Consider the following 23974-nt stretch of genomic DNA (forward strand, 5'->3'; position numbering starts at 1 on the left):
AATGATATGGGATCTAAAATCACAAAATACTTAACATCTATAAGTCTTACCTTTGCATTATTTGGCAATTTATATGCTGATGATGAACCACAACCTCCTGCAGATCAAACAACTCAAGAAGTTAAAATAAAAACAGACCGCAAGGGAGATTTTGTTGCAAATATCTTATGGCAAAACACCTATGCAACAACATCTGGAATGAATGCCTCTAGAATCTCTCTAGAATCTCTATGCGATACATCTGTGTATTTCGATCTTGAAGGCGGAGCTTTAGGTCTCTGTCTCAACCAACACAATATGGAAGAAAAATCAGGATTCCATATGGACGGTTCGGGGTACTATGCAGGAATTTCCTGTGGCTCTCCCTCCCTTTACAAAATTGGTGTTAAGTTTGTCTCTCAACATACAAATGCTAAGGCTCATCTTGGTCATGACGAAGTAGCAACCGATTACCTATCTCTAGGGGGATTCTGGGAAGTGCATGGCTTTAAAGGAAGGCTCATCGTAGTAGGAAACTACCTCTATACTCACGGCTTTCATAACCTAAACCACACACATCGTCAGCTCATAGGAGCTTGTCATGCTTCTTTCGAAAGCCAAACAGTAGGCAGTGCTCTGTCCTTTTACTTCCCTCTCAAAGCCAGAACAAATAACCGCCTGACCGTCATCCCATTTTTCCGCTATCAAGCCTTTGCCTCTAAACAAAACGACTTTAAGGAAAAAGGAGCCCGTGTGCGCTCTTTTGTAACACCTGATAGTCTTGTGGATATTAGCGTGCCTTTTGGATTACATAATAAGTTAGCTTTTCATGGATACTTCCCATCACTCTGGGAATTAGAGGTTTCCTATAAACCTACACTCCTACGCCAAAAACATTTAGTAGGCTCTGTATTGGTTGCCGATGATGGTACTTGGATTTCTTCTCCAACAGAGGTCTGTTATCACGCCTTTTCTATAAATCTAAAAAATGAAACTCAAGTATTCAAACACCTACATATCAACTTTGATTATCAATGCGACGCATCTTCATCGACATGCAGTCATTACATATTGGCAGGTGGAAAACTCGTTTTCTAATCATTTGGCCATTGCAAAGAGGGAGTTGTCTCTCTTTGCAACAAAAGGCAGTTTTCAAAACCTCGCTTTATCTCTGACGACAGACGGATAGTTAACTACCCCGAAATTGATCTTCCGAGTTCTATACTTTCTCTCTGCCTATGTGCGCCTAAACTCTAGACAAAGATACAAGAATTATTTATAGGATCGGCAAGTCATATCCTTACTATTTTTTAGATATGCTTCCGAAGTCTTTGTGTTATTCTTTTGTCGGATTCTTATGTGCTAGTCATGTTCTTTCCTATGGAAAAGAGCACTGGATATCTCCACTAGATATTCCCATACAATTGCCCAAGATTCCTACAGATTTTACAACCCCGGAATCTTCAGATACCCCATGTGGGTTAACACATAATCCCAGACATGATTTCGTTCTAATCCGGGATAAACAAACAAAAACATTTACATACCAATCAAACGCTGACAACGGCGGAGCGGTTACCTGTAAATCTTTTAATCTTACTAAAAATAAGAAACCAATTTTTTTCGGAGAAAATAAAACCGCTCGAAACGGTGGGGCCATTTTTTCTACAGAAAATGTCGCGATAGAGAAAAACTTTCGCGTGATTTTTTATCAAAATAGTGCCATTAGCCCAGGCTCTTCCAATCAAAACAATCTGGGAGGAGCTATCTCTGCAACAAACTTTGTAGCCTCTTTCAATGATAACGAAGTAAATTTCACTTCTAATATAGCTATACAATCTGGTGGAGCGATCTACTCCTCAGGCTCTTGCAGGCTCTGCGATAATTCTGCCTCTCTACTCTTTGACAATAATCAAACGGTTAACATGAATGGTGGTGGTGGAGCCATTCACGCACCCACCCTTGAACTTTCAAATAATACAGGGACAATCCACTTTATCAACAATCAAAGCTCTGCAGGGGGGGCAATTTTTACCCAAAGATCTACACGTATTACCGAGAATCACGCTCCTATCTTGTTTTTCTGCAACTCGGCTTATGGTACTACAGACAGAGGAAACGGTGGCGTCATTAGTAGTCCCTCCATCGTTATAGAAAATAATACCCAACCCATTGTATTTGCTAGAAACTCTGCCCCCCACGCTGGTGGAGCCCTGGCCTATACTCACTTAACCATACAAAACAACGGGCCTATCTATTTTTTAAATAATACCTCGAGTTGGGGCGCCGTTTGTCGCGCACTAGAAAATGGCTCCACAACGATTTCTGCTGATTACGGAGACATAATTTTCAATAATAATGTTACTAGAGACCGGAGCGGAGAAACACGGTCTTCTATGTTTTTTCACGAAAATCACTCTCTATCTCTCGGGGCAACCTCTAAACACAAAGTCTGCCTGTTTGGCATCATACACTCCCCCAGTTCCTTTACGATTAATCCCGAAGCCAAACATACGGGTGCTGTTGTATTTTCAGCAAAACACATCCCGCATAATTTAGTTAACAATCTTAGATGTATCCAAACTGACTATCCCAATACTCTTGCTATTCAACACGGCACTCTATCTATAGAAAGTGGAGCGCGTCTCGCAGCATATAAACTGACTATGGAGCAAGATACACACCTGTGCTTAGGAAACAATGCTGTTATTAGAACTCTACAAAAAAGTAATTCCGCTAAAGATAGTAACTTACAAATCAAAAACATAGCCATTCTTCTGCCGGAAATATTACAGGACAATGTTCAAACGCCCAAAATCTGGATCTATCCCGAAAGCAATAATACAGAAAATACCCTGGCTAAAATTTCCCTATCCGGCACTCTATCTCTATGGGATGAAAACTATAGCGATCCCTATGACAGTATAGACCTATCCGCCCCTATGAATAAAGTGCCTCTGCTATATCTTTCTGAAACAAACGCAAATAAAATTACTACAGATCAGTTCGATATCGCATCCATCAATGCGGGGAAACATTATGGACATCAAGGAACCTGGTCTCCCTATTGGGAAGAGTTCTCAACACAAACAAAAACAAATCCGGTAGAGGCTGTTAACACCAAACACCGCTACCTCTATGCTGACTGGAGACCCTCAGGATACAGTGTCAATCCCCAACACCGCAATGACCTCCTCCCCAATACTCTCTGGCAAACTGCTTTCCTCGCTTCATCAATAGCAAGGCCCCCCCCCCCAAGGGGGAGGGAAAACCCCTACATAGCGGCTTACTGGGAAGCGGCTTAGGTTTCCACACGCATCAAAAAAGTAAACAGGACCTCCACGGATTCTCTTCCAGAGCTTTCGGATACAGCACGCAAAGCCTACTTTCTTCAGAAACTCACCACCTCATCTCGCTATCCTTCGCTCAAGTACTAGGAAAAATCAAAGAACTTAAATCCCAAAACAAAGTTTCGTCCCACAACTATTCCCTCGGATTAGCTTTGCAATTCCCTTGGCTAGATGAAAACTTCATAACTTCAGCCTCCTTAGGTTACTGTTACGGAGCTCATCACATGACAAGCTTCTATCCCCAAAATAAAAAATCAGAAACTCATTTTAGAAACCAGGCTCTTAGCGCTTCCTTAGCGTGTTGTTTCCCAGAAATGTTCTCTTTCTTCGGACTCTACCTGACACCTTTCATACAAGCTAATGCCGTACGCGCTGAACAATCCAAAGTTCAAGAAACTGGGGATTTCTCCAGAAAAGCCTCTAACCAACACCCATTAATTAATGTGACTCTACCCGTGGGCATGCACACGACATGGCACTCAGAAACTAAATTACCCAACATTTGGGAAGTACAACTAGCTTACCAACCTGCCATATACAGACAAAACCCCAAAGTGCTGATGACACTAGTGCAAAGCAATGGGTCCTGGACAACTTCAGGAACCCCAGTAGCTAGACACGCCTTGCATGCAGAAGGAAAAAACTCTGTGTATCTATTCAAACATATGCTCGTCTTCTTAGATTACCAAGTAGATCTAGCCTCTTCAACCATAACACACTATGTAAACTGCGGAAGTGAAATTGCCTTTTAATAAATTACGGAACTAAGACAACGCCTTATGAAACATAAGTTTACTTTTAGCTTCTTTCTCTCAGTAGCGTGGCTAACTTATTTCCACTCTAGCGAGGCACGGGATATTCCTTTCTTGCTCCCCACACCTTCCATAGATTCTTTTCTCACCTCTAGTTCGATCAATACCCTTGGAGAACAAACAAATTTACAGGGACAGATTCAGTCTAACTCTATAAATATGACTTTGAAAGATTACAAAGATATCTATGCTTTATTCCAGATCTCTTCTAACGGAGAAAAAAGATGCAGATATAATATTCTATCTCTGGAAGCTACTCAAGGACCTATTGTCTTTATTGGCAATAGTACGAGTAACACAGGGGGAGCTATTTACGCTGATACCAGATTAAAAATCACAGACAGCCAGGAAATTATCCTTTTTGCTAACAATCTCGCAAGAGCTTCGTTCGTAAGGAACATATTTGACTATCCAATTTTTTCTGGGGCCGTATATGCCCGCTATGTCGATATTACACACAACAAACAGCCCGTGTACTTTGTGAAAAATATTGCCGCTTCTGAAGGCGGGGCTATTTTCACTTCTATCGATGTTCTTTTAGCAGATAATCAATCCGCATGCTTTTTTTGCGATAATGCAGTTACCCTGACCGACCAGAATAGATGTAAAGGCGGGGCTCTACGACTGGAACGATTCAACTGCCTGAATAACCGCGGCTCTGTCGTATTCGCCAACAATCTAGCGGGAGAGGGTGGAGGAATTTCTGCAATCCATCACTGCTCATTCTCAGGAAATCTGGGCAACATTATCTTCAAAAATAACAAAGCCCTGCGTCGTAGTGGAGGAGCTATGCACTCCCCAACGATCACCTTAGAAAATAATCCAGGAATTATCTCCTTCCATAATAATTCATCGGCTGTTCAGGGCGGAGCTTGCCTATGCACTAACTTTACCCTGCGCAACAATAATCACGTCTACTTCACAAACAATTCTTCTCCACAAGGGGGGGCCCTATTTACAAATAGCAACTCCCAAGTCAGAATCTCGGCAGATAAAGGGCATGTGATTTTTAATAATAATTGCCTACTAGATACCAATAGAGAATACAGAAACTCTATCACCCTAGGAAATAACGCCAATGTGCAATTTGGCGCAAAAAAGAATTTTTGCGTTCTTTTCTATGACCCTATACAGCATGAAAATTCTACAACCCATAACCTAATCATTAATCCCAGTACGGAAGATTTAGGCTGCGTAGTCTTTTCTGGAGCCAAAGTAAATGGCTCCCCAAAAACTGAAAATAATCTTTTCTCAAGAACGAATAATGCTACTGAGAGCAACCTTTTCTCCAGATCAAAAAATACTATAGAACTACAAAACGGAGTCCTCGCTATTGAAGATCAAGCCGGTGTCTCTACCTATAAGTTTCAACAGACAGGAGGAACCTTATGTTTAGGAAACGGAGGAACTCTAGCAGCAAGAGAAAAAGCCGCTAATGCAAAAGATGCCGCTCTTACAATAAATAACTTGGGAATTATCCTCCCTCAACAACTTCAACACAATGCTCAAGCTCCGAAAATCTGGGTCTATCCTTCCGCAAACAACAATACTTTCACAGAAAATACTCAAGCAACTGTGACCCTATCCGGAAATCTCACTCTAACTAATGAAGAAGGAGACAACCCTTACGATGATGTCGATCTTTCCAAAAATACGCAACGAGTTCCTCTACTCTATCTTTGCGATAATACCGACAAGAAAATTAACATCACTAATTTGAATATTGAGGCTATAAATGCGCAGTCGCATTACGGCCATCAGGGCATCTGGTCCCCCTACTGGGAAGAACACACGACACAAACAAATCCGGCTTCTGCTCTAACAGCAAATACATCGCATAAAACTCTCTATGCCGACTGGACTTCAACGGGATACATTCCCAACCCTAAATACCAAACGGCTCTTGTAGCTAACGTCCTCTGGGAAACAGTATATACTATGTTATCAGGAATACTTCCTCCTGAACACAGTGATCAAATAACAAATATTTATGGAAAGGCTTTAGGGATCATCGCTAATCAACGCTCGCATGCAAAAAAACCGGGATTTCGTATGCAATCCCGAGGGTATTCTGTAGGAACCTCAGCAAAAACACAAACGCATCACAAAATATCCTTCGGATTCGTTCAGTCTTTTGCCCACCTCAAAGAAAAAGGATCAGAAAACAAGGCCGCTTCTAAAAACTATCTAGGAACCTTACAATTCCATATCCCCTGGCTTTATGATCGCATCCTAACCTCAGCTTCCCTAGCTTACAACTATGCTCCTCACGAAATAAAACACATAGCTACTGACCAAACCTCTCAAGGTACTTTCTCTAGTCATACTTGGGGACTCTCCATCACTCATGCCTTCCCTTTCACCCATCCCTACATAACTTTGATTCCATTCATAGAAGCTCATGCAATAAAGGCCTCTCTAACCAGTTTTAAAGAAACAGGAAAATTCCCCAGAAAATTTGCTACAAAGAGCGCTTTGTATAACCTCTCCATGCCCTTAGGAATTACAGGGCAGTGGCATAATACATTCCATCTCCCTACAACCTGGAATCTAAAAATCGCTTACCAACCTGTGGTCTACAGACACTACCCTAAAATCTTAACAACATTACTCGCCAGCAATGGCAGTTGGCTATCTTCGGGAACACCGGTAGATAGACATTCCTTCTCCTTAAGAGTAGCCAACTCCGTATGGCTGTTTTCTAAGTTGCAAATGTCATTTGCTTATCAGGGAGATCTTTCTTCTTCTACTTTCTGTAATTATCTAAAAGCTGGGAGCACATTAGCATTTTAAAAGTAGAGTTTTCTTAAAGAAACATAGAAACAATATGCAGGATAAAACTATTAAATATTCTATAGATGCCTAGAATTAAAAAACAAATCACTTATCAACTCTAACTATCTTTGTTTTATAAAAATCTAGACAATCTTACGTGTACTAGCGTATAGGATAGCTATGTGTGGTCTCAGAGCTTTGTTATCCCCGTATGTACCCCTACACCTATCCATTTTTATGCTTAATTAGCCTGAGTATTTTCTCACAGAAATTAGACTGTCTTGCCAAAGAAAAGGAAGCATGTTCTTGCCATGAAATTACTGGAACCGGTCTTATTTGGCCACGATCAAACCCCTATGGGATTGATCAAGTTCTTAAAAGACCTACCATATCTGTTGGAAATCTTCATAATCAAAATTCTGATATAGATATCACTGATAAAAAGTATTTTTGTGTTAACTATCAATATTATAGAGGGAACGGCGGTGCTATTACAGCTAGAACTCTGAATATCACGAAGAACATTGGCCCCATAATTTTTAGAGAAAATATCACTAATGACAACGGTGGTGCTATTTTCTCACCAAACTGCAACATTACATACAATAAACAAGAATGTTGTTTCATTAACAATATGGCCAATGTCATGATCGAGACGTCCGATTCTCGCTCTGGTGGAGCCATTAAATGTTCTCAACTCGTTATTTCTAACAATATTGGATGTTGTCAATTTTTAAATAATACAGCTTCTCTATCAGGAGGAGCAATTGCAGCTGACAATGACATCAATATTGCTAATAACTACGGCGCGATAGTTTTAGGCAATAACAAGTGTTTTAAAGAAAAGGGTCAAGGAGGGAGTATATATAGTGCGAACTGCTCTATTACATCCAATTACGCTCCCATAAACTTTATAAATAATCAAGCTGGTTGTGCCGGAGCTGTATACGTTACAGGAACTTGCAAGATCTCTCATAATTCCGAAATTATAAAATTCTTAAATAACTCGAGTTTAAATCAAACAAACGACCCTCCAATTAGATGGAATCCTGGCGGAGGTGCTATTTATTGTACTTCTTGCTCAATTACTAATAATCCGAAAGGCTTGATTTTTCAGAGTAATTCGTCAAAACGTAATGCGGGCGCAATCTATGCTCAAAATCTCACTATCAAAGATAATGGCCCCATTTTATTTATAAACAACTCTTCAACATGGGGAGCTGCCATTCAAAATTATAATGGCGGACGATTTTATCTCTCAGCTGATTCTGGAGACATCGTATTTAAAAGGAACCTTTCTTTTAAATCTTCGGGAAGTTATAGAAATGCTCTCCACTCGACTGCCAACTTAAATCTACAAATAGGAGCAAGGCAGGGTCATAGTGTTAAGTTTTATGATCCTATTGAAAATGAGCACCCATCACCTGAGATTCTTATATTTAATCCAGAAAACCATCATCTAGGAACCGTATTATTTTCTGGAGCTGATGTATCTCCAAATAATACTAATCTTGAGAGTCTCCGGAGCAAAATGAGAAACACATCAAAAATTGCTCATGGTGTGCTGGCTGTTGAAGATAGCGCAGTACTAGCTATTTATAAAATCACACAAGATGAAGGAACTTTACGCCTAGGGAATGGCGCTGTTATTACTACTACGCAAAGTGCTGGCCAACCGACAACGGTTGGCTGTACGCTTGCTTTTACTAAACTTGCTTTAAATCTTCCTTCTATTTTAGCTAAAGGTGCTCAAGCTCCGAAAATCTGGATCTATCCCTCAGAAAATGGTAATAGGTACACCGAAGATCCGAATCCAACGATTACCCTTTCTGGAAATTTATCTCTGTTAAACGATGATAATGAGGATCCCTACGACTCTTTAAACCTCTCTAGAAGCATTTCACGTATCCCCTTTCTCTATCTTTGTGATACAACCACTAAGAAAATTACTGTGGATGATCTAAATATTGAAGCCATTAATGATCAACAACATTATGGTCATCAAGGCGTGTGGTCTCCTTATTGGGAGGAATATACAACAACAACAAATCCTACATCAGCACTAACAGCAAATACCTCGCATCGTATACTCTATGCAGATTGGACCCCTACAGGTTATATTCCTAATCCAGAATATCGAGGCGATCTCGTTGCTAACGTCCTTTGGCAAGCTGCATACAACGCTATCTCTGGTCTACATAACCTAACTACCCCCCCCCCCCGTGCAAGTCGTATAGGGATTGCTGGAGGTGGATCAGGGGCCTATGTCTCACAAAAAACTCGCAACTTAAAACCAGGGTTTGAGTTATTCTCTAGGGGTTACTCTACTCAAGCATCAAGTCCTATAAAGAAGACAAATCATAATTTCGCATTAAGCTTTTCTCAGTTCTATAGTGAAATAAAAGAGTCTGAGTCGAAAAGCAAAGTCTCTTCCAACTGTTACTTTGCTGGAGCACAACTACAAATACCTTGGCTTAATGAAAATATCCTCTCGTCAGCTTCTCTAGGTTACGCTTATTCACACAACTGTGTAAAAACAAAAAATCAAAATACAAATACCTTATCCCAAGGATATTTCCAAGGCCATACTCTAGGAAGTGAGCTTTGCTGTATGCTCCCCGAAAGCAAAATCTCAAATTTGCAATTCCGTCCTTTTATCAAAGCTTTGGGCATACATGCTATTCAAGAAAACTTCACAGAAACTGGAATGCACATCCGCAGTTTTCAAACAAAAGATCCCCTAATTAACGTGACTTTGCCTGTGGGAATCTATTGTTACACGGAACACGTTGTGAATTTAAAGACCATCTGGGAAATGCAACTTGCCTACTCTCCAACTATCTACAGACAAAAACCTAAAATCACCACTACGCGATTGATAAGTAAAGGCACATGGATCACTTCAGGAACACCTGTAGATCATCATGCAGTCTCTATCTTAATAAAAAATACTACGACTCTACTTAACACAATGAGTCTGAGCATTAATTATCGTGGAGATTTTTCAAAATCTACACTGTGTAATTTTTTAAATGTAACGAGTGAAATCAAATTTTAGACTTAGAAAATAAGTACCCCCATGAAAATACGGTTCTCTACTTCCTTCAGCGCTTATCTTCTGATCTTCTTATTAACTTGTTTATCACTTTCTTTACACGCCTCCCCAACACAAGCTACATGCCCATTTCAAAGTTTTGAATATGAACAACTTCTTTGTCAGAAACTCTTCTCTGATATTCCTGAAGAACAAAATACCCTTGAAGGACTTACAAATTCAACAGGCACTATTACTGTTGAAAACTACAAGAATGTTATCTGCTCTCAGAAAATCTCTAGTAAAAACGGCGGGGTTTTGGATGCTACTTCGGTAGTTGTACAAAACATTCAGAATGACATAAAGTTTATCTTAAACATAACAGCGCAAAAAGGTGGGGTCATCCATACTACAGGCAACTGTAGCATTACTCAAAATCTAGGAAAACAGTACTACATTGGCAACCAGTCTAATGCTCCCGCCTATGCAAGCACCTCCACAAACTATGGCGGCGCTATCTGTTGCGGAGGAAATCTTGAGTTATCTAAGAATCGTGGGGCTATTTGCTTTGCTTATAATACAGCAATTATGCGCGGTGGCGCTGTCTCATCAGATGCTAGTTTTAAGATAACAGGGAATTCTGCTCCTATTTTGTTAATGAACAATTTAGCCTTGAATCAACAAGGGGGAGCAATTTATTGCCAAAATTGTGAGATTTCAAACAATTCTGAACCTATATATATAACTTCTAACTCATCTTCTATTGGAGGGGCTTGCCACGCAACTTCTACCGTAGAAATTAGAAATAATTCTAATTTGATTTTCTTTGCGAATAACTCCGGTGTATGCGATCGCCCTATTGGAGCGGTGAGCTCCGGGGGAGCGATCTCTGCAACAACTATAAAAATAGAGGATAATTCTGGACCCGTTTGCTTCAATAATAATACTGTAGACCGTAATGGTGGCGCCTTATGGTGCCAAACATTAACTATTAAAAATAATGGGCCCGTTCAATTTATCAAGAATCGAGCTAGATGGGGAGGAGCCTTACTCATTAAAAATGATGGTACCTGCGATCTATCTGCAGATAATGGGGACATCATTTTTAATAATAACTGCGGAACATATAGTCAACTATATAGAAATACTATGCACTGCACAGCGGGAACAACTTTAAAAGTTGGGGCAAAGAAAAATTACTGTGTGAAGTTCTACGATCCTATCCAATGCCATTACCCATCTCCATTAATAACATTTAATAATGAAGACTATCACGAAGGAACGGTTTTATTATCCGGGATATTCGTTCCCGACTCCTTCAAAGACGAAGCGAACTTCATTAGCAATATAAAAAATCCAATAACTATCAAATACGGCGTGCTTGCTATTGAAGATCGAGCGGGATTAGCTGTTTATAAAATTACACAAGAGAACAGCACTGTAAGATTAGGCAACGGCGCAGTTGTCAGAACAAATGTAAAAGCTACAGACACCTCAGATCAAACAAGCAACGGTTCTGCTCTTAACATTACAAACCTTGCGCTTAACCTACCTTCTCTTATCCAAAAAGGCGCTCAAGCTCCTAAAATTTGGATCTATCCCACAAGCTCTACAACTAATAATACGACCACCTATACCGAAGATGACAAACCAACAATCACTCTTTCTGGGCCTCTACAACTACTTAACAGCGACAATGAATATCCTTATGACTCTTTAAATCTCTCTAGTGGGATTACGCGTGTTCCTTTCTTATATCTTTGCGATAACGCAACAAAGAAAATTACAATCACAGATTTGGATATCCAAACTATCAATAAGAGTAAACACTATGGTTATCAAGGAGTGTGGTCTCCCTATTGGGAAGAATACACAACAACAGCCAATTCTGCGTCACCAGAAACAGCAAATACTTCACATCGTATACTCTATGTAGATTGGACCCCTACAGGTTATATTCCTAATCCCAAGTACAAAACTCCTCTCATCGCCAATGCTCTTTGGGGATCTGTCTACACCACACTGTCAGGAATGCACACTCTGCTTTCTCCAGAAGCTAATCCCAAATATTTTGAACTCGGCGGTCAGGGATTAATTATGACTATTCGTCAGCGTGATCGCCTAGGAATTCGTGGATTTCGTATGGAATCCGCAGGTTATGCAGCAACCTCATCGGCTGCGACCAAGATAAATCACAAGATCTCCTTTGCATTTTCTCAGCAAATCTCTCACATCAAAGAGCATACAACATCTAACAAAGTCTCTTCGAAAAACTACTTCGGAGGTATACAATTGCGTTTTCCTTGGTTAGGAGATGCCTTGGTCTCCACAGCATCACTAGCCTATAATTATGGGGATCACATCGCGAAGCATTTCTATGCAGAAGATAACAAGGATTCCGAAGGGTATTTCTCTAGCTATACATTCGGAGCCTGTCTGAATTTCATGCTAAATCTCAACCTAATGAGTAATGTGTTTTCTGTAGCACCATTTATAGAGGCTTTAGCCTGTAGAGCTACGCTCTCAAATTTTATAGAACAGAGAGATTTTGCACGGAAATTCACAGTGAATAGACCTTTAGAAAACATCACATTGCCTATTGGAGTGATCATGCAATGGGCGCATGATTGGATCTTCCCAATAATCTGGCACGTACAACTTGCCTACCACCCTGTTATCTACAGACACTATCCTCAGGTATTGACAACACTGCTCTCTAGCAACGGCAGCTGGCTGTCTTCAGGAACCCCTATAGACAGACAATCCCTCTCCGTTCATGTCAATCACTCTACGCGCTTGTTCTCCAATCTCAAAATGACCCTATCTTACAGAGGAGACTTCGCCTCCTCCACAGTCTGTAACTATCTGAAGGCAGAATGTGGTCTTACTTTTTAAAAAAGACAAAGCTGTAAAAGTCTCCTTTTACAGCCTTGAAGACGTCTACTTACTACGCCCCCTATTCTTCCCAAGCACTTTATCCTGCAACCGTCTTAGCAACCCCATCATTCTATTCTCTCCATAAGGACTAGGAGGAGGGGTTTCAGAAGGAATCTCAGGCAAAGCCCGGCCGGCCATAGGATATGTTCTCTCCGATGCTCCTCTTCCCGCACTACTGTTGCGAACCCCATCGAGGAAATCACCAATACTGCTTGAGTAATAAGAAGCATCCACAGCATTTGCAAATCCTACAGTTACTCCTATCTCAGGTATTGATTGATTATCTGGAACCAAATATCCGTCTTCATCATTACCAGCACTATTTCTGAATAAGCTAGGAGCAAATCTAGGGATATCGTAAACATGTTCTTCGCCTGCTTTTCCCCTTATAATAAAACCTCTTGGACTATCATAAATAGGTTGGGGTCGTGGAGTGTTATAGATACCCTCAGAAGATCCCTGCTGGATAGGTGGTGAAGTTGGTGTATCGTAGGGATTCCAACCCCTAAAAGAAGGGACATCGTAAGCATTATCCTCTTCTTTTTTAATTCGACTACTTCTGAGCTGATCGTATATCGTTTTTCCTGTATCGTAGCGCATTGTCAAGTACGTATCTTGGTTAGAGGTGGAGGCATCCTGCTGGATGTGATCATCTAAACTTCCGAGATCTCTTGGTATAACAGAACGCATCTCTTCGTAAATTTCCTCATGTGGAGACCATTTAGATCCTATAACCTCGTATACTCCCTCTGAATTGTCTCCTCTATAGCGAACAGTTTCTCTACCAAACTCTCCCCCGACTTCGGTAACGTAGACTATCTCAGGTTGTCCATTTACCCACGCATCTACTATAGTCTCAGGAATAGTAAGAGTTCCTTCTGGGTAAGGATTCTCTGCATTGGTGTGCTTTTGAATAAAACCTACTACCTCAGATGCGAATTCTTCCTCGTTATTGAGAAGTTCATATCCTTTTCCATTAAAATGGCAGCGGCGTCTCACCAGTTCTCCAAGAGCTTGGAGACCTCGTCTTACTGAACGAGCCAGAGCGATTAGGCTATTTTTAATTATCGTAAGGATATTCACAACTCCTTCACGCAATTTATCAAGAGCTTGTTGAATACGAGATCTTAATGTGGGCTCTACATTTGCAGAAGCTTCTGAATCAAATTCTAAACGCAATCTATGGGCTTCCTTCAATACTCTTGCCACTTCAGGACTAATTTCTCCTAGAAAATTATCGGCATTATCCCCCATGCCCGCTATATCTATAAGCTCACTATCAGACGTGCTTGTTATATCTTCATCGATATCTAAAAACGCTGCTTCCCCAACTGCATTGAAATCTGAGACAGGGTTTGAAAAATCTTCGTCATCTAGAAGATAAAATGTGGAGGCAGACTTCTTAGAATCCGCCAAGCGATTCAAATCATTAATATGCTGCTGATAGGCATCACGATATTCTGTAAACAAGGCGCGCTCTTCAGAAGTATCAGCCCCTTCGATCATATTGTTATAGGTCTCCACCATCTCTGTCAGTTCAGCAAGAGTTAGCCCAACCTTACCCTCTACAGGTGTTTCTTGTTTCTTATTCGTATAAATCCACCAACCACGAACACGAGATAAGATATTTCTAGGAGAAAGCTTTTCTTTTAAGGTTCGACTAGTAGAGGGTGCACTCGTTGTACTAGTTTCTTCTAATCTGTGAGTGTGTTCAGGGGATTCGACATCTGTATCTCCGACATCTAAAAGAGAATCGTCATCTAGAGTTTGTTGCTGAAAATGCGATTGCATCATGCGAGACTCGGGAAGACGTACCCCGACTTGCTTATGACCTGGAATTATAGGAGAAGAAATCTTTATAGATCCTTGGTTTTGCTCTCCCCTGTTCTTTGAGAACACCCCTTTAACAGCCGTCCACATGCGGGAGAGAAATCCTGGTTGTGAGGCCCCTTTTTTTGAAACAGAACTAGAAACTCCTTGAGCTCCTACTTCTTCTGGAGAACGCACTTGGAAACCCTGTCCCAATAACAAGCGAGTTCGCTCTTCTATAGAGCCTTCGCTACTGGAGCTACTAGACCGAGATCGATTGCCAGATTCAGAGTCGTAAACTATATCGTGGTCTCCAATATTCCCCGACTTAGAATCTTTGTCATCATTCCCATGAGTAGGAATTCTTCCTGGCCCACCGCCTCCAATTCCGCTTACCCCCGACATACTCGCGCCTCTTTTATTATTTAAAACAAAAAAAATAAACTTATTTTATTTTAATTTTATCAATAGAGAAAAATTAACAAAACAAATCTAAATGCATATTTTATAAAATAAAAACGCAAAACCTATAATATTACTTATTTATAATGATAATTAGAGGTGTAAAAGGATATACAGAGAACTTTAGTCCTAAGCCATAAGAGACAAGTGACTAGTCATCAAATGCATCAGAAAAAACATCGCCATCTTCGACCTCGTCAAAATCCAGATCATCAATAGTTGCGTCAACAACCAGATCTTCCGTAGCAATTTGCAATTTCCCTGAGATATCGTTTAAATAGGCTCTGCGCGTGCGCAAACGCTTTCTTAACCTTAACAGCTGATCGTAGAGCCATGATGTGAGCTTTTGTAAATACATAGCTGATCCAATGGTAAATAGAGAGGATCCAATAGCTAATATTCCTGCAGTGATAGGAGCCAAAGCCGGAATAAGAGTTAGAAGCATAACTCCAATACCAGCGGTAATGAAAATTCCTGCAACGATAACACTATTGACTCCGCGGCCTTTCTCAAAATCCGCAATCTCTTCACGGATAGCACGATCCGTTTCAAGAATCGTATTTCTACCGACGCGAAGCCAAGCTTTATCGATGTCTTCTTTCGGAAGAGATGACGCATCAGATAGCCGTTTCTTAAATTTGGATTTTTCCCTTGCTTCTTTCCAACGAGCTTTGCTGATTTGCAACCGCGTCTTACATTGAAATATATTGTAGACTAGCCCTGAAGAAACCATGGGCAAAACACTAGAGGTCACTGATGATCCCACGGCAGAAATAAGGAGAACCTGTAATGCAGGCATTCCCACAAAGCCTGCGGTAACAACAGCAGCTACTCCCGCAAGTAAAAGTAGAATAGACAGAGCAAAAATTACTTTTTGCTTAGGCGTTAAGGATAAACGTTTATCTATTTCCTCCGGAGTGATCTTCTTATATTCGAAAATCCCCTCCGACTCCTCTATAAAAGCGACTCCTTCATCTATTTTGTCTTTCTTTGTGATTTCTTTCAGGGGCTCTTCGACTATCTCTTTTTCGGCAATATCTTCATTACGAATATTTTTTAATCCCATGTCGGCAAAAAGCATCTGCCCTTTTTGAGCTTCTAAAAAGCTCTTCCACTTTCCGATGCTACTGTGTAACAACGTCTGCAAAGTTAATCCTATCCCAATAGAGAGCAAGGGAGGAGCAAGAACGATTAAAACTGTTGCAGGAGCTCCCGCTAAAACAAAAGTTCTTACAATAGCCAGGGCTATCCCTAAAATAGCAAAACCCACTCCCACTACCAGAAGACTCAAGCTAATCAGGTGTAGCTTCCTAGCCTCCTGCATTATTTCCACGCGCGATAACGTTTCTCCAGAAGCTGCTTTTTCAGAACGAGCAAACTTGATATATAAATAATGTGCGATGCTTGTAAACCCTGATTGGCTACCTTTCGAATATGCGGAGCTTCCTAAGTTCGAAACAACACCTCCGTACCCTCCGGGAACAAAGCTTGCTCCTACTTTCATAGCCAACCCTAACCCAGTAAATCCGAGTCCTATACCTGCAGCACTCTTTATCCTCTGTCTATCAGACATGTGAGGAGCAAAAAGATCACGAGCTTTATTGACGATATTTTTCATCACAGCAAAGCCACCTAGAGAAACTCCAGATAAGGCTATTGCCAATACAATACTTTGAGGCACTCCAGGAGCAATAAATGTCAGAGCAACAACAACAATAATCATTGCCAAGGCGAATACCAAGAGTCCTGCGAGCAACCCTACGGAATGAGAAAACATTCTCTTATCCATAGCAGATCTCTCCAGAGGCACTGGGGAATAGAGTAAAGTTTCCTCAGACCTGCTACCCTGAGTTACTTGAGGGATCTCCCCGGATCCCACAACCTCTGGCTGTCTAAGATCATCTCCGGGAACTCTAGAAATTGACATAAATTAAAAAACAAAAAAAAATTCATTGTTAATTAATTATAATCACAAATTCAGATATCAAACATTCGTCAAATTAGTAGGAAAATCGCAACAAAATCAACAAAAACAATTTAAAATTAAATTAAAATGAGATTTTTTAATTTGAAAAGCGAACAAGAAAAATCAGAGTAGCCAGTGGGGGGAGTTCTATATCGATTCCCCAGGAGAAGCCATGATCTATGCACAATATAGGCGGACGGTTTCCTTTTCCGGATCCCCCAAACCCTATGTCATCGCTATTGAAAAGCAATTGACACATCTTAATGCCTTGGCAATGTAGAACATAAGAGGGAATGTATCCCGAGCTAAAATGGTGAATACACAGTAGAGCTTGATTAGAGTCATTTCCGGAAAGTCTGTAATAAGAAATGACGTTATTTTCCGTATCTTTAAAATCTATCCAACGAAAAGACTCTTGCTTACCGTCTCCTTGCCAAAAATAGGGAAGGTCACGATACAAGGAGTTCATTTTTGCCACACATTTGTGTAAAGTAGCGTGATAAGGATTGTCTAATAAATGCCAATCTAGGGATCTATCTGGCGACCACTCCCTCCCCTGGGCAAATTCTCCTCCCATGAATACAAGTTTTTTGCCTGGCTGGCATATCTGATAGCTTAGCAACAAACGCATATGGGCAAATTTCGACCAGGTATCTCCGGGAACTTTTTGTAATAGGCTTCCCTTACCATGGACAACCTCGTCATGAGAAAGAGGTAGGAGATAGTTTTCTTTAAAAGCATACCAAATGCTAAATGTCAGATCGTTATGATGGTAAGCACGAAATATGGGATCTACCTTAAGATAACGAAAGGTATCGTGCATCCATCCTAGGTTCCATTTATAATCAAAACCTAAGCCTCCGGAATTTATAGGTTCTGTAACTTTCGGGAAATCTGTAGACTCTTCAGCAAATGTCATTACTCCGGGGAATTCCTTGTGCACTATAAAGTTAAAGTGTTTGAGAAACTCAATAGCATCGAGATTTTCTTTTCCTCCATGGATATTTGGCGACCATTCTCCCTCTTTTCTACCATAGTCTAAATACAGCATAGAGGTCACAGCATCCACACGCAAACCGTCTATATGCATTTTATCCAACCAAAAGAGAGCACTTCCTAAAAGGAAATTCACAACCTCATTGCAGCGATAATCAAAAGTATAAGTATGCCAGTGGGGATGGAGGGGTTCTTTATGATCTACAGACTCATACAGAGCCTCCCCGTCAAAATGGGCAAGAGCAAAAGTATCCGTTGGGAAATGCCCCGGCACCCAATCTAAAATTACCCCAATACCCTCACTGTGAAGGTGATCGACAAAAAATTGAAAGTCTTCGGGAGATCCATACCGCCATGTAGGCGCGTAATATCCTGTGACCTGATATCCCCAAGATTCATTTAAAGGGTGTTCTGTAATAGGCAAGAGCTCAATATGCGTATAGCTCATTTCCTTGCAATACTGAGCGAGTCTCTCTGCCAGCCCCCGATACCCTATAGGTCTACCATCTTGCCATTGCCAAGACCCAACATGTACCTCATAAATAGATAAAGGCTGATCTTGTGTACAGCTGCGCTTTTCCATCCATTCGGCATCGTGCCATACATAGCGATCGCTGTTAATAACTCGAGATGTTGCGAGCGGAGGAACATCAAAACCTTTCCCATAAGGATCTGTTTTGATAAGAATTTCTCCGGAAGCACTAACAATTTCCCATTTATATAGTGTTCCCTCATCAAGACCAGGAATAAATAACTCCCAAACCCCTGAATCTGAAACCTTGCGCAAAGGGTTAACGAGACCATTCCAAAAATTAAAATCTCCAATAACAGATACACGTTGTGCATGAGGAGCCCATACAACAAAGAGCACGCCAGAAATTCCCCGAACATCACAAGGGATTGCTCCCATGCGCTCGTAAATTTTGTAATGTGTTCCTTGGTGAAATAAAAAGGAGTCTATCTCTCCCCATAAAGGAGAAAATGCGTAAGGGTCATGAGCTAATAAACCATTTTGATGATAGATCCGGTAGTCATTAAGAAGGGTACCCTTGGGAGTTGTTAGAGAAAATATTCCGGAATGGTGATGCGTAGCGTGCTCTATATTTCCTTGAAGCTCTACAGCTACAGAATGTGCTCCAGGTCGAAAAAGAATAATTCTATCTTGAGAGGAATTCTCGGAAATAATCCCCAACAACTTATGAGGATTACTCTGCCTTCCCGAAATCAACAAGGAGATGTCCTCAGAGTTTAAAATCCTCTCAACCATTAGGAAACTATCTTATTTATGGAAACAATCCCATAAATACGTAGTTCCGCTTTTTATCTCCATACTTTCTCCTAAAGAAACTGTCGAAGAAACTGTCAGTTGTTTCTTCTCCCACTGTCGTAAACGACAATGAGACAACTCTGAAGAAAAACCTAAAAGAACGGGGGTAGTTTCCTCAGCATGGAGACAGACACGGCGTATTGTCTTTTTACTCCACTCTAAAGAAAACCTTCCTATTCCCCGAAAGTAAACATGAACAAATCTTCCACATGGAAATTCTGGAGGTAACGCAGGAAGAATTTCCACAATGTCTTTATCACGAACTATAAAGATATCTCGAAGCATGGCCAGGCTATACCAAAGCAATGAAAAAGGAACCTCTTCTCGAGTTTCCTTTTTTGGAAGCTCACGAAGAATCCCTTGATATTCAGTATCATACACCCTGGGCAAGAGATTTTCTGAAAAACCCGCAAGGTATAGGGAAGATAATGCTGCGTAGATCTCTGTTTTTTTTCTTTCCTGAATCTTTTGGTAAGCATCGACGAATAATGTTCCACTTCCTCTTTTTAAACATTCTTCGTTTCGCGAAGATTCGGGAACCAAGGCGCTTAGCCTTAACCACAAAGGAAGAATCTCTTTTAAGTCACAACGGCGACGAATCTTATGCAAATCCGCATGTTTATGCACTCCCAATGAGAGTAGTGGCTCTGCAGAATCTGCGCAAGGGAGATGTCCTTTTAGAGAATCGACCTTAGCACCGGTGGGAAGAATATAGTACTTGTACTGTTCGGAAATCACAGCCAGTCCCCCACGATGCAAATTTTGGAAAACGGCGAAGCGTTTTAAGGGCCCTTGAGCCTCTACATACCCCTCATTGATTAACACATGAGAAGAAGAAAACACCCGCCATAGCGTAGGAAATATTTGAGCGTAAAGCTCGGATCCAGGAATAGGAATAAACGTTCCGGGAATCAACGTATAAGGCTTAAAAGTCTGTGTTATTTTAATCATACGCGTTTTCCTTTAAGAACATCATCTTCCACGGATTCGATACACACATCTTGTAGCGTATTCACGGCGACATTAGCGGTAGCGGGGAAGCCTACCATATCAAAATATGGGGAATGGCCGTAAGCCACACCCTCATCAATTCTCTCAACAAGAACAGAAAGAGTCTCCCCTATACGCCGAGTCATCTCCCTACGAGCGACCTCCCTAGCCACATGAGCAAGGTGCTTCTTCCTTTCATTAATTACAGATGGAGGAAGCTGAGAAGAAAACGTATAGGCCTTCGTACGTTCTCGAGGACTAAAAGGGAAAATATGTACCTTAATAAACCCAACATCTTCGATAACGCGCAGGGTATCTTCAAAATCACTATCTGTCTCTCCTGGGAAGCCGACAATTACATCTGTTGTGAAAGCATATTTAGGATCCCCCGAACGCAAAGCATCCACACAATCTAAAAAATCCCCACGTGAGTACTTCCGATTCATCCTTTTTAAAATTGCATTAGAACCGGATTGCAAGACCAGATGAGAAGAATGACACGTATGTTTCCCTGACAGTAAAACGTCACGAAGATCCTCTTGCACATCCTCGGGATCTATAGAAGAAATCCGTATTCTTTCTATCCCCTCGATCTCATCCACCCGTCGAATAAGATGAGCTAAAGAATGCCCCTCATCTTGATAATCCCCGACATTAATCCCAGCAATCACTACCTCACGATATCCCTGAGAAACAATTCCGGAAATTTCCTCAAGAACTTCCCGTGCAGGTCGCGAACGCGACCTTCCCCGCAAATAAGGAATAATACAATACGAACAAAAAGAATTACACCCGTCCTGCACTTTAATAAAAGCCCGAGATTTCCCTTCAAAACTACGAATACGAAATTCAGGAAGGTCTTGAATAGCGGGAAAAATCTTTTCCATTAACTGGTGCTTTTCTTTATTAGAAACAAGCAGGCACTGCCTTCCTAAAGAATTAAAAAATTCCTTATCCGACTCCCCTAAGCACCCCGTAACCACTAAAAAAGCATCGGGATTTTGTCGACAAACTTGACGTACGGCATGACGTCCTGAACTTTCCGCAGATCCTGTAACAGCACAGGTATTGACAATACATAGGTCACAGGGAACCTCAGGATCGATAATTTCGCGATACCCCAAAAAATTTAATTGATCGCGGTAACTTTGAATCTCATACTGATTTACACGACACCCTAAACAAACAAGCTTAAATGTTCCCTTTACTTCCACAACTGTCATAAGTTTCTAGTGAGATATGAAAAATAAGAAGACAGCATTCTAAAGTATCCTTACTTTTCCCCACTAATAAAGATTCTCTTTTTTCTTAAGCTTGTGAATCCTCCTACTAAGTCTTCTTTTCACTTTGAAGAAGAACGGGAAATAAATGGCTGGTACTTTTTCTCCAACTCCTTAGGTAGATAAGCTTCTACAATTAAAATATCATCTTTACTACGATGAGATAACACCAACCCAGCATCATAAAGCTCTGTGAATTTTCCATAATCTTTATAAGAAAATTTTAATGTTACCTCTGGGCAACCTTCAGTGATGACTTCAGTCATTGCCTCCAGAAGGTTGGGGATTCCCTCTCCGGTTTTTGCCGAAACAAGCACAGCTCGTGGGGATAGTAAACGTAATTTCGCAGGTACTTTTCCTTCGGGGAGCTCGTCGATTTTATTTAATACTGTTATAATTTTAGGATGCTCAATACCTAAGTCTTGCAAAATCCCTTTGGTTGTTTCTACATGCTCAAAAGCTAAGGGGTGTGAGGCATCCACAACATGCAGTAAAACATCTTCATGTAGAGCAGCTTCTAAAGTACTTTTAAACGCCGCGACGAGCGCGTGGGGTAATTTTCGAATAAATCCTACGGTATCAGTAACAAGAACTCGTTGCCCGCAAGGCAGAACACACCGACGTGTTTTAGGATCTAAAGTAGCAAAAAGCTTATCCTCTGCATAAGTTTCTGCGGAGGTTAGCAAATTCAATAACGTACTCTTCCCTGAGTTAGTATAACCGATCAAAGCAAACGAAGGAATTCCTCGTTTTTCCTTAGCTTTACGGCGCTCTTTCCTCTGTTTTTCCACAGCCTTAAGATCAGAGGTTAATTTGTGAATCCTTTCACGAATCATCCTTCTGTCAAGCTCAATTTGCTTCTCCCCCTCTCCCTTAACGAATCCTCCTCCACTACCTCCTCCCGATTTTTGACGAGATAAGTGTCCCCACATTCTTTTTAAACGAGGAAGAAGATAACGTGCTCGCGCTAACTCCACTTGAAGACCAGCTTCCGCAGTAAATGCACGACTTGCAAAAATCTCTAAAATTAACTCCGTACGGTCTAAAACAACAAGACCCAAACGCTTTTCTAGATTCCTCTGTTGTGAGGCGGTAATCTCTTCGTCCACAATTAATGTGCCAATTGTGGGAAATATTTTTAAAATCTCTTCGATTTCTAAGAGCTTACCCTCATTCAAATATGTTGAAGACGAAGGCATGCGTAAAATCCACGAACGCGATTCTAAAACAGTAATATCGCATGATTCCGCAAGAGAGATTAGCTCGTCGCTATGCTCCTGCACATACTTTTGGTCTGCCTTCCCTGTGTAACAAGCCACAGCTAAAGCTTGCGAAGGATCTTGCTCCTCACGGGGAAGAGAAAAACGCCAGCCTAAGGCACTTTCACGACTCTTTTGTTCTTCTTTGGATTTTTTTTTCATTACCTATCCTTATAAAGACCAGGAAACTTCCATGCCATCATAAGCACATAACTTATCAGAATAATCTGCCAACTCTTTTTGCAAGTTATGACTTATATGCGTGATGATTAATTTCTTTGCTCCCACATAGGAAGCAAAATCTTCAGCCTGACTCATAGTAAAATGTGCGTAGCCACGTCCAGAAAAAGCTGCAGGTGGCTGGTTAGGTGAAGCGGATAGAATAAGAGTTTCTACTCCGGAAAGATAGCTAAAAATCTCCTGATCATATCTATTCATATCGGTAAGATACGCAAGATTCCCAAAACGGTATCCCATAACCTCGCAGGATTTTTGATAATAGGAAACATAAGTATAGGGAAGATCCAAAAAAGTACTCTCGCCATATTCTTCATTTAAAATTGTAAAATCTAGTGAAGCGGAAAGAGAGGAATCTCCACCTTGAGGAAAAACAATATGCTCACGAGACTTGCAGAGATATTTATAAGTAAACGCAGAAAGCACGACGGGAAGAGAACGCTGATGAAGCACATACCAAACTCGCAAATCATCGATACCCCCAATATGATCATAGTGGGGATGCGTAAGAAAAACTCCATCAAGTTTCTGAATATTGTTTTCTAACATTTGCTGACGGAAATCAGGACCAACATCTATGAGAAATTTCTTCTCGGCCCATTCAACAAGCACGGAAGGGCGTAAACGTTGTATTTGTTTCCCTGTGCAGACCGCACAGGAACAAAAGGCAACAGGAATCCCCTCAGGATTTCCTGATCCTAAAAAGGTCAACTTTCCCGATGAAAGATCTCCCAGAGAACCTTTGTCCACGAACAATCCCC

At 41.0% G+C, this 23974-nt stretch carries 13 protein-coding genes; 6 read left to right on the forward strand and 7 right to left on the reverse strand.

Annotated features, from left to right (window positions below; all coding sequences use genetic code 11):
• The first annotated feature begins 6 nt into the window (after positions 1 to 6).
• From CF_RS03670 to CF_RS03695, 6 genes are all read left to right on the forward strand, one after another.
• Positions 7 to 1077, forward strand: a complete 1071-nt coding sequence (locus tag CF_RS03670; protein ID WP_011458282.1) for an autotransporter outer membrane beta-barrel domain-containing protein — start codon at positions 7 to 9, stop codon at positions 1075 to 1077.
• Between the two features lie 218 nt (positions 1078 to 1295).
• Positions 1296 to 3284: a Pmp family polymorphic membrane protein autotransporter adhesin gene (locus CF_RS03675; RefSeq protein WP_011458283.1), complete on the forward strand. Its 1989-nt coding sequence runs from the start codon at positions 1296 to 1298 to the stop codon at positions 3282 to 3284.
• A complete protein-coding gene (locus CF_RS05205; protein ID WP_232500673.1) occupies positions 3269 to 4081 on the forward strand; it encodes an autotransporter outer membrane beta-barrel domain-containing protein in 813 nt (270 codons plus the stop codon). The genes CF_RS03675 and CF_RS05205 overlap by 16 nt, the downstream gene beginning before the upstream one ends.
• Positions 4082 to 4108: 27 nt before the next feature.
• Positions 4109 to 6934 (forward strand): polymorphic outer membrane protein middle domain-containing protein, encoded by a 2826-nt coding sequence (locus CF_RS03685; protein ID WP_011458285.1) that lies wholly within the window; start codon positions 4109 to 4111, stop codon positions 6932 to 6934.
• A 166-nt stretch (positions 6935 to 7100) separates the two neighbouring features.
• Entirely contained in the window at positions 7101 to 9974 is a 2874-nt protein-coding gene (locus CF_RS03690) for a polymorphic outer membrane protein middle domain-containing protein (protein WP_041467996.1), read from the forward strand.
• Positions 9975 to 9995: 21 nt separating this feature from the next.
• A complete protein-coding gene (locus tag CF_RS03695; protein WP_011458287.1) occupies positions 9996 to 12845 on the forward strand; it encodes a polymorphic outer membrane protein middle domain-containing protein in 2850 nt (949 codons plus the stop codon).
• 45 nt (positions 12846 to 12890) lie between these two features.
• Here CF_RS03695 and CF_RS03700 read toward each other — a convergent pair whose 3' ends face one another.
• The 7 genes from CF_RS03700 to CF_RS03730 form a co-directional block, all read right to left on the reverse strand.
• The gene (locus CF_RS03700; protein WP_011458288.1) at positions 12891 to 15101 is read right to left on the reverse strand and encodes a hypothetical protein; all 2211 of its coding nucleotides are present in this window, start codon (positions 15099 to 15101) and stop codon (positions 12891 to 12893) included.
• Positions 15102 to 15309: 208 nt separating this feature from the next.
• Entirely contained in the window at positions 15310 to 17085 is a 1776-nt protein-coding gene (locus CF_RS03705) for a hypothetical protein (RefSeq protein ID WP_011458289.1), read from the reverse strand.
• Between the two features lie 136 nt (positions 17086 to 17221).
• Positions 17222 to 19387 (reverse strand): 1,4-alpha-glucan branching protein GlgB, encoded by a 2166-nt coding sequence (glgB, locus tag CF_RS03710; protein ID WP_011458290.1) that lies wholly within the window; start codon positions 19385 to 19387, stop codon positions 17222 to 17224.
• Between the two features lie 12 nt (positions 19388 to 19399).
• The gene (locus tag CF_RS03715) at positions 19400 to 20398 is read right to left on the reverse strand and encodes a hypothetical protein (RefSeq protein ID WP_011458291.1); all 999 of its coding nucleotides are present in this window, start codon (positions 20396 to 20398) and stop codon (positions 19400 to 19402) included.
• The gene (gene mtaB, locus CF_RS03720; RefSeq protein ID WP_011458292.1) at positions 20395 to 21660 is read right to left on the reverse strand and encodes a tRNA (N(6)-L-threonylcarbamoyladenosine(37)-C(2))-methylthiotransferase MtaB; all 1266 of its coding nucleotides are present in this window, start codon (positions 21658 to 21660) and stop codon (positions 20395 to 20397) included. Before mtaB ends, CF_RS03715 begins: the two co-directional genes overlap by 4 nt.
• Before the next feature lie 119 nt (positions 21661 to 21779).
• On the reverse strand, positions 21780 to 23138 hold the full coding sequence (hflX, locus tag CF_RS03725) for a GTPase HflX (protein ID WP_011458293.1): 1359 nt from the start codon (positions 23136 to 23138) through the stop codon (positions 21780 to 21782).
• A 9-nt stretch (positions 23139 to 23147) separates the two neighbouring features.
• Positions 23148 to 23963 (reverse strand): MBL fold metallo-hydrolase, encoded by an 816-nt coding sequence (locus tag CF_RS03730; protein WP_011458294.1) that lies wholly within the window; start codon positions 23961 to 23963, stop codon positions 23148 to 23150.
• Positions 23964 to 23974: the final 11 nt, after the last annotated feature.

This window comes from Chlamydia felis Fe/C-56, from assembly GCF_000009945.1.
GTDB classification, from domain to species: Bacteria; Chlamydiota; Chlamydiia; order Chlamydiales; family Chlamydiaceae; genus Chlamydia; species Chlamydia felis.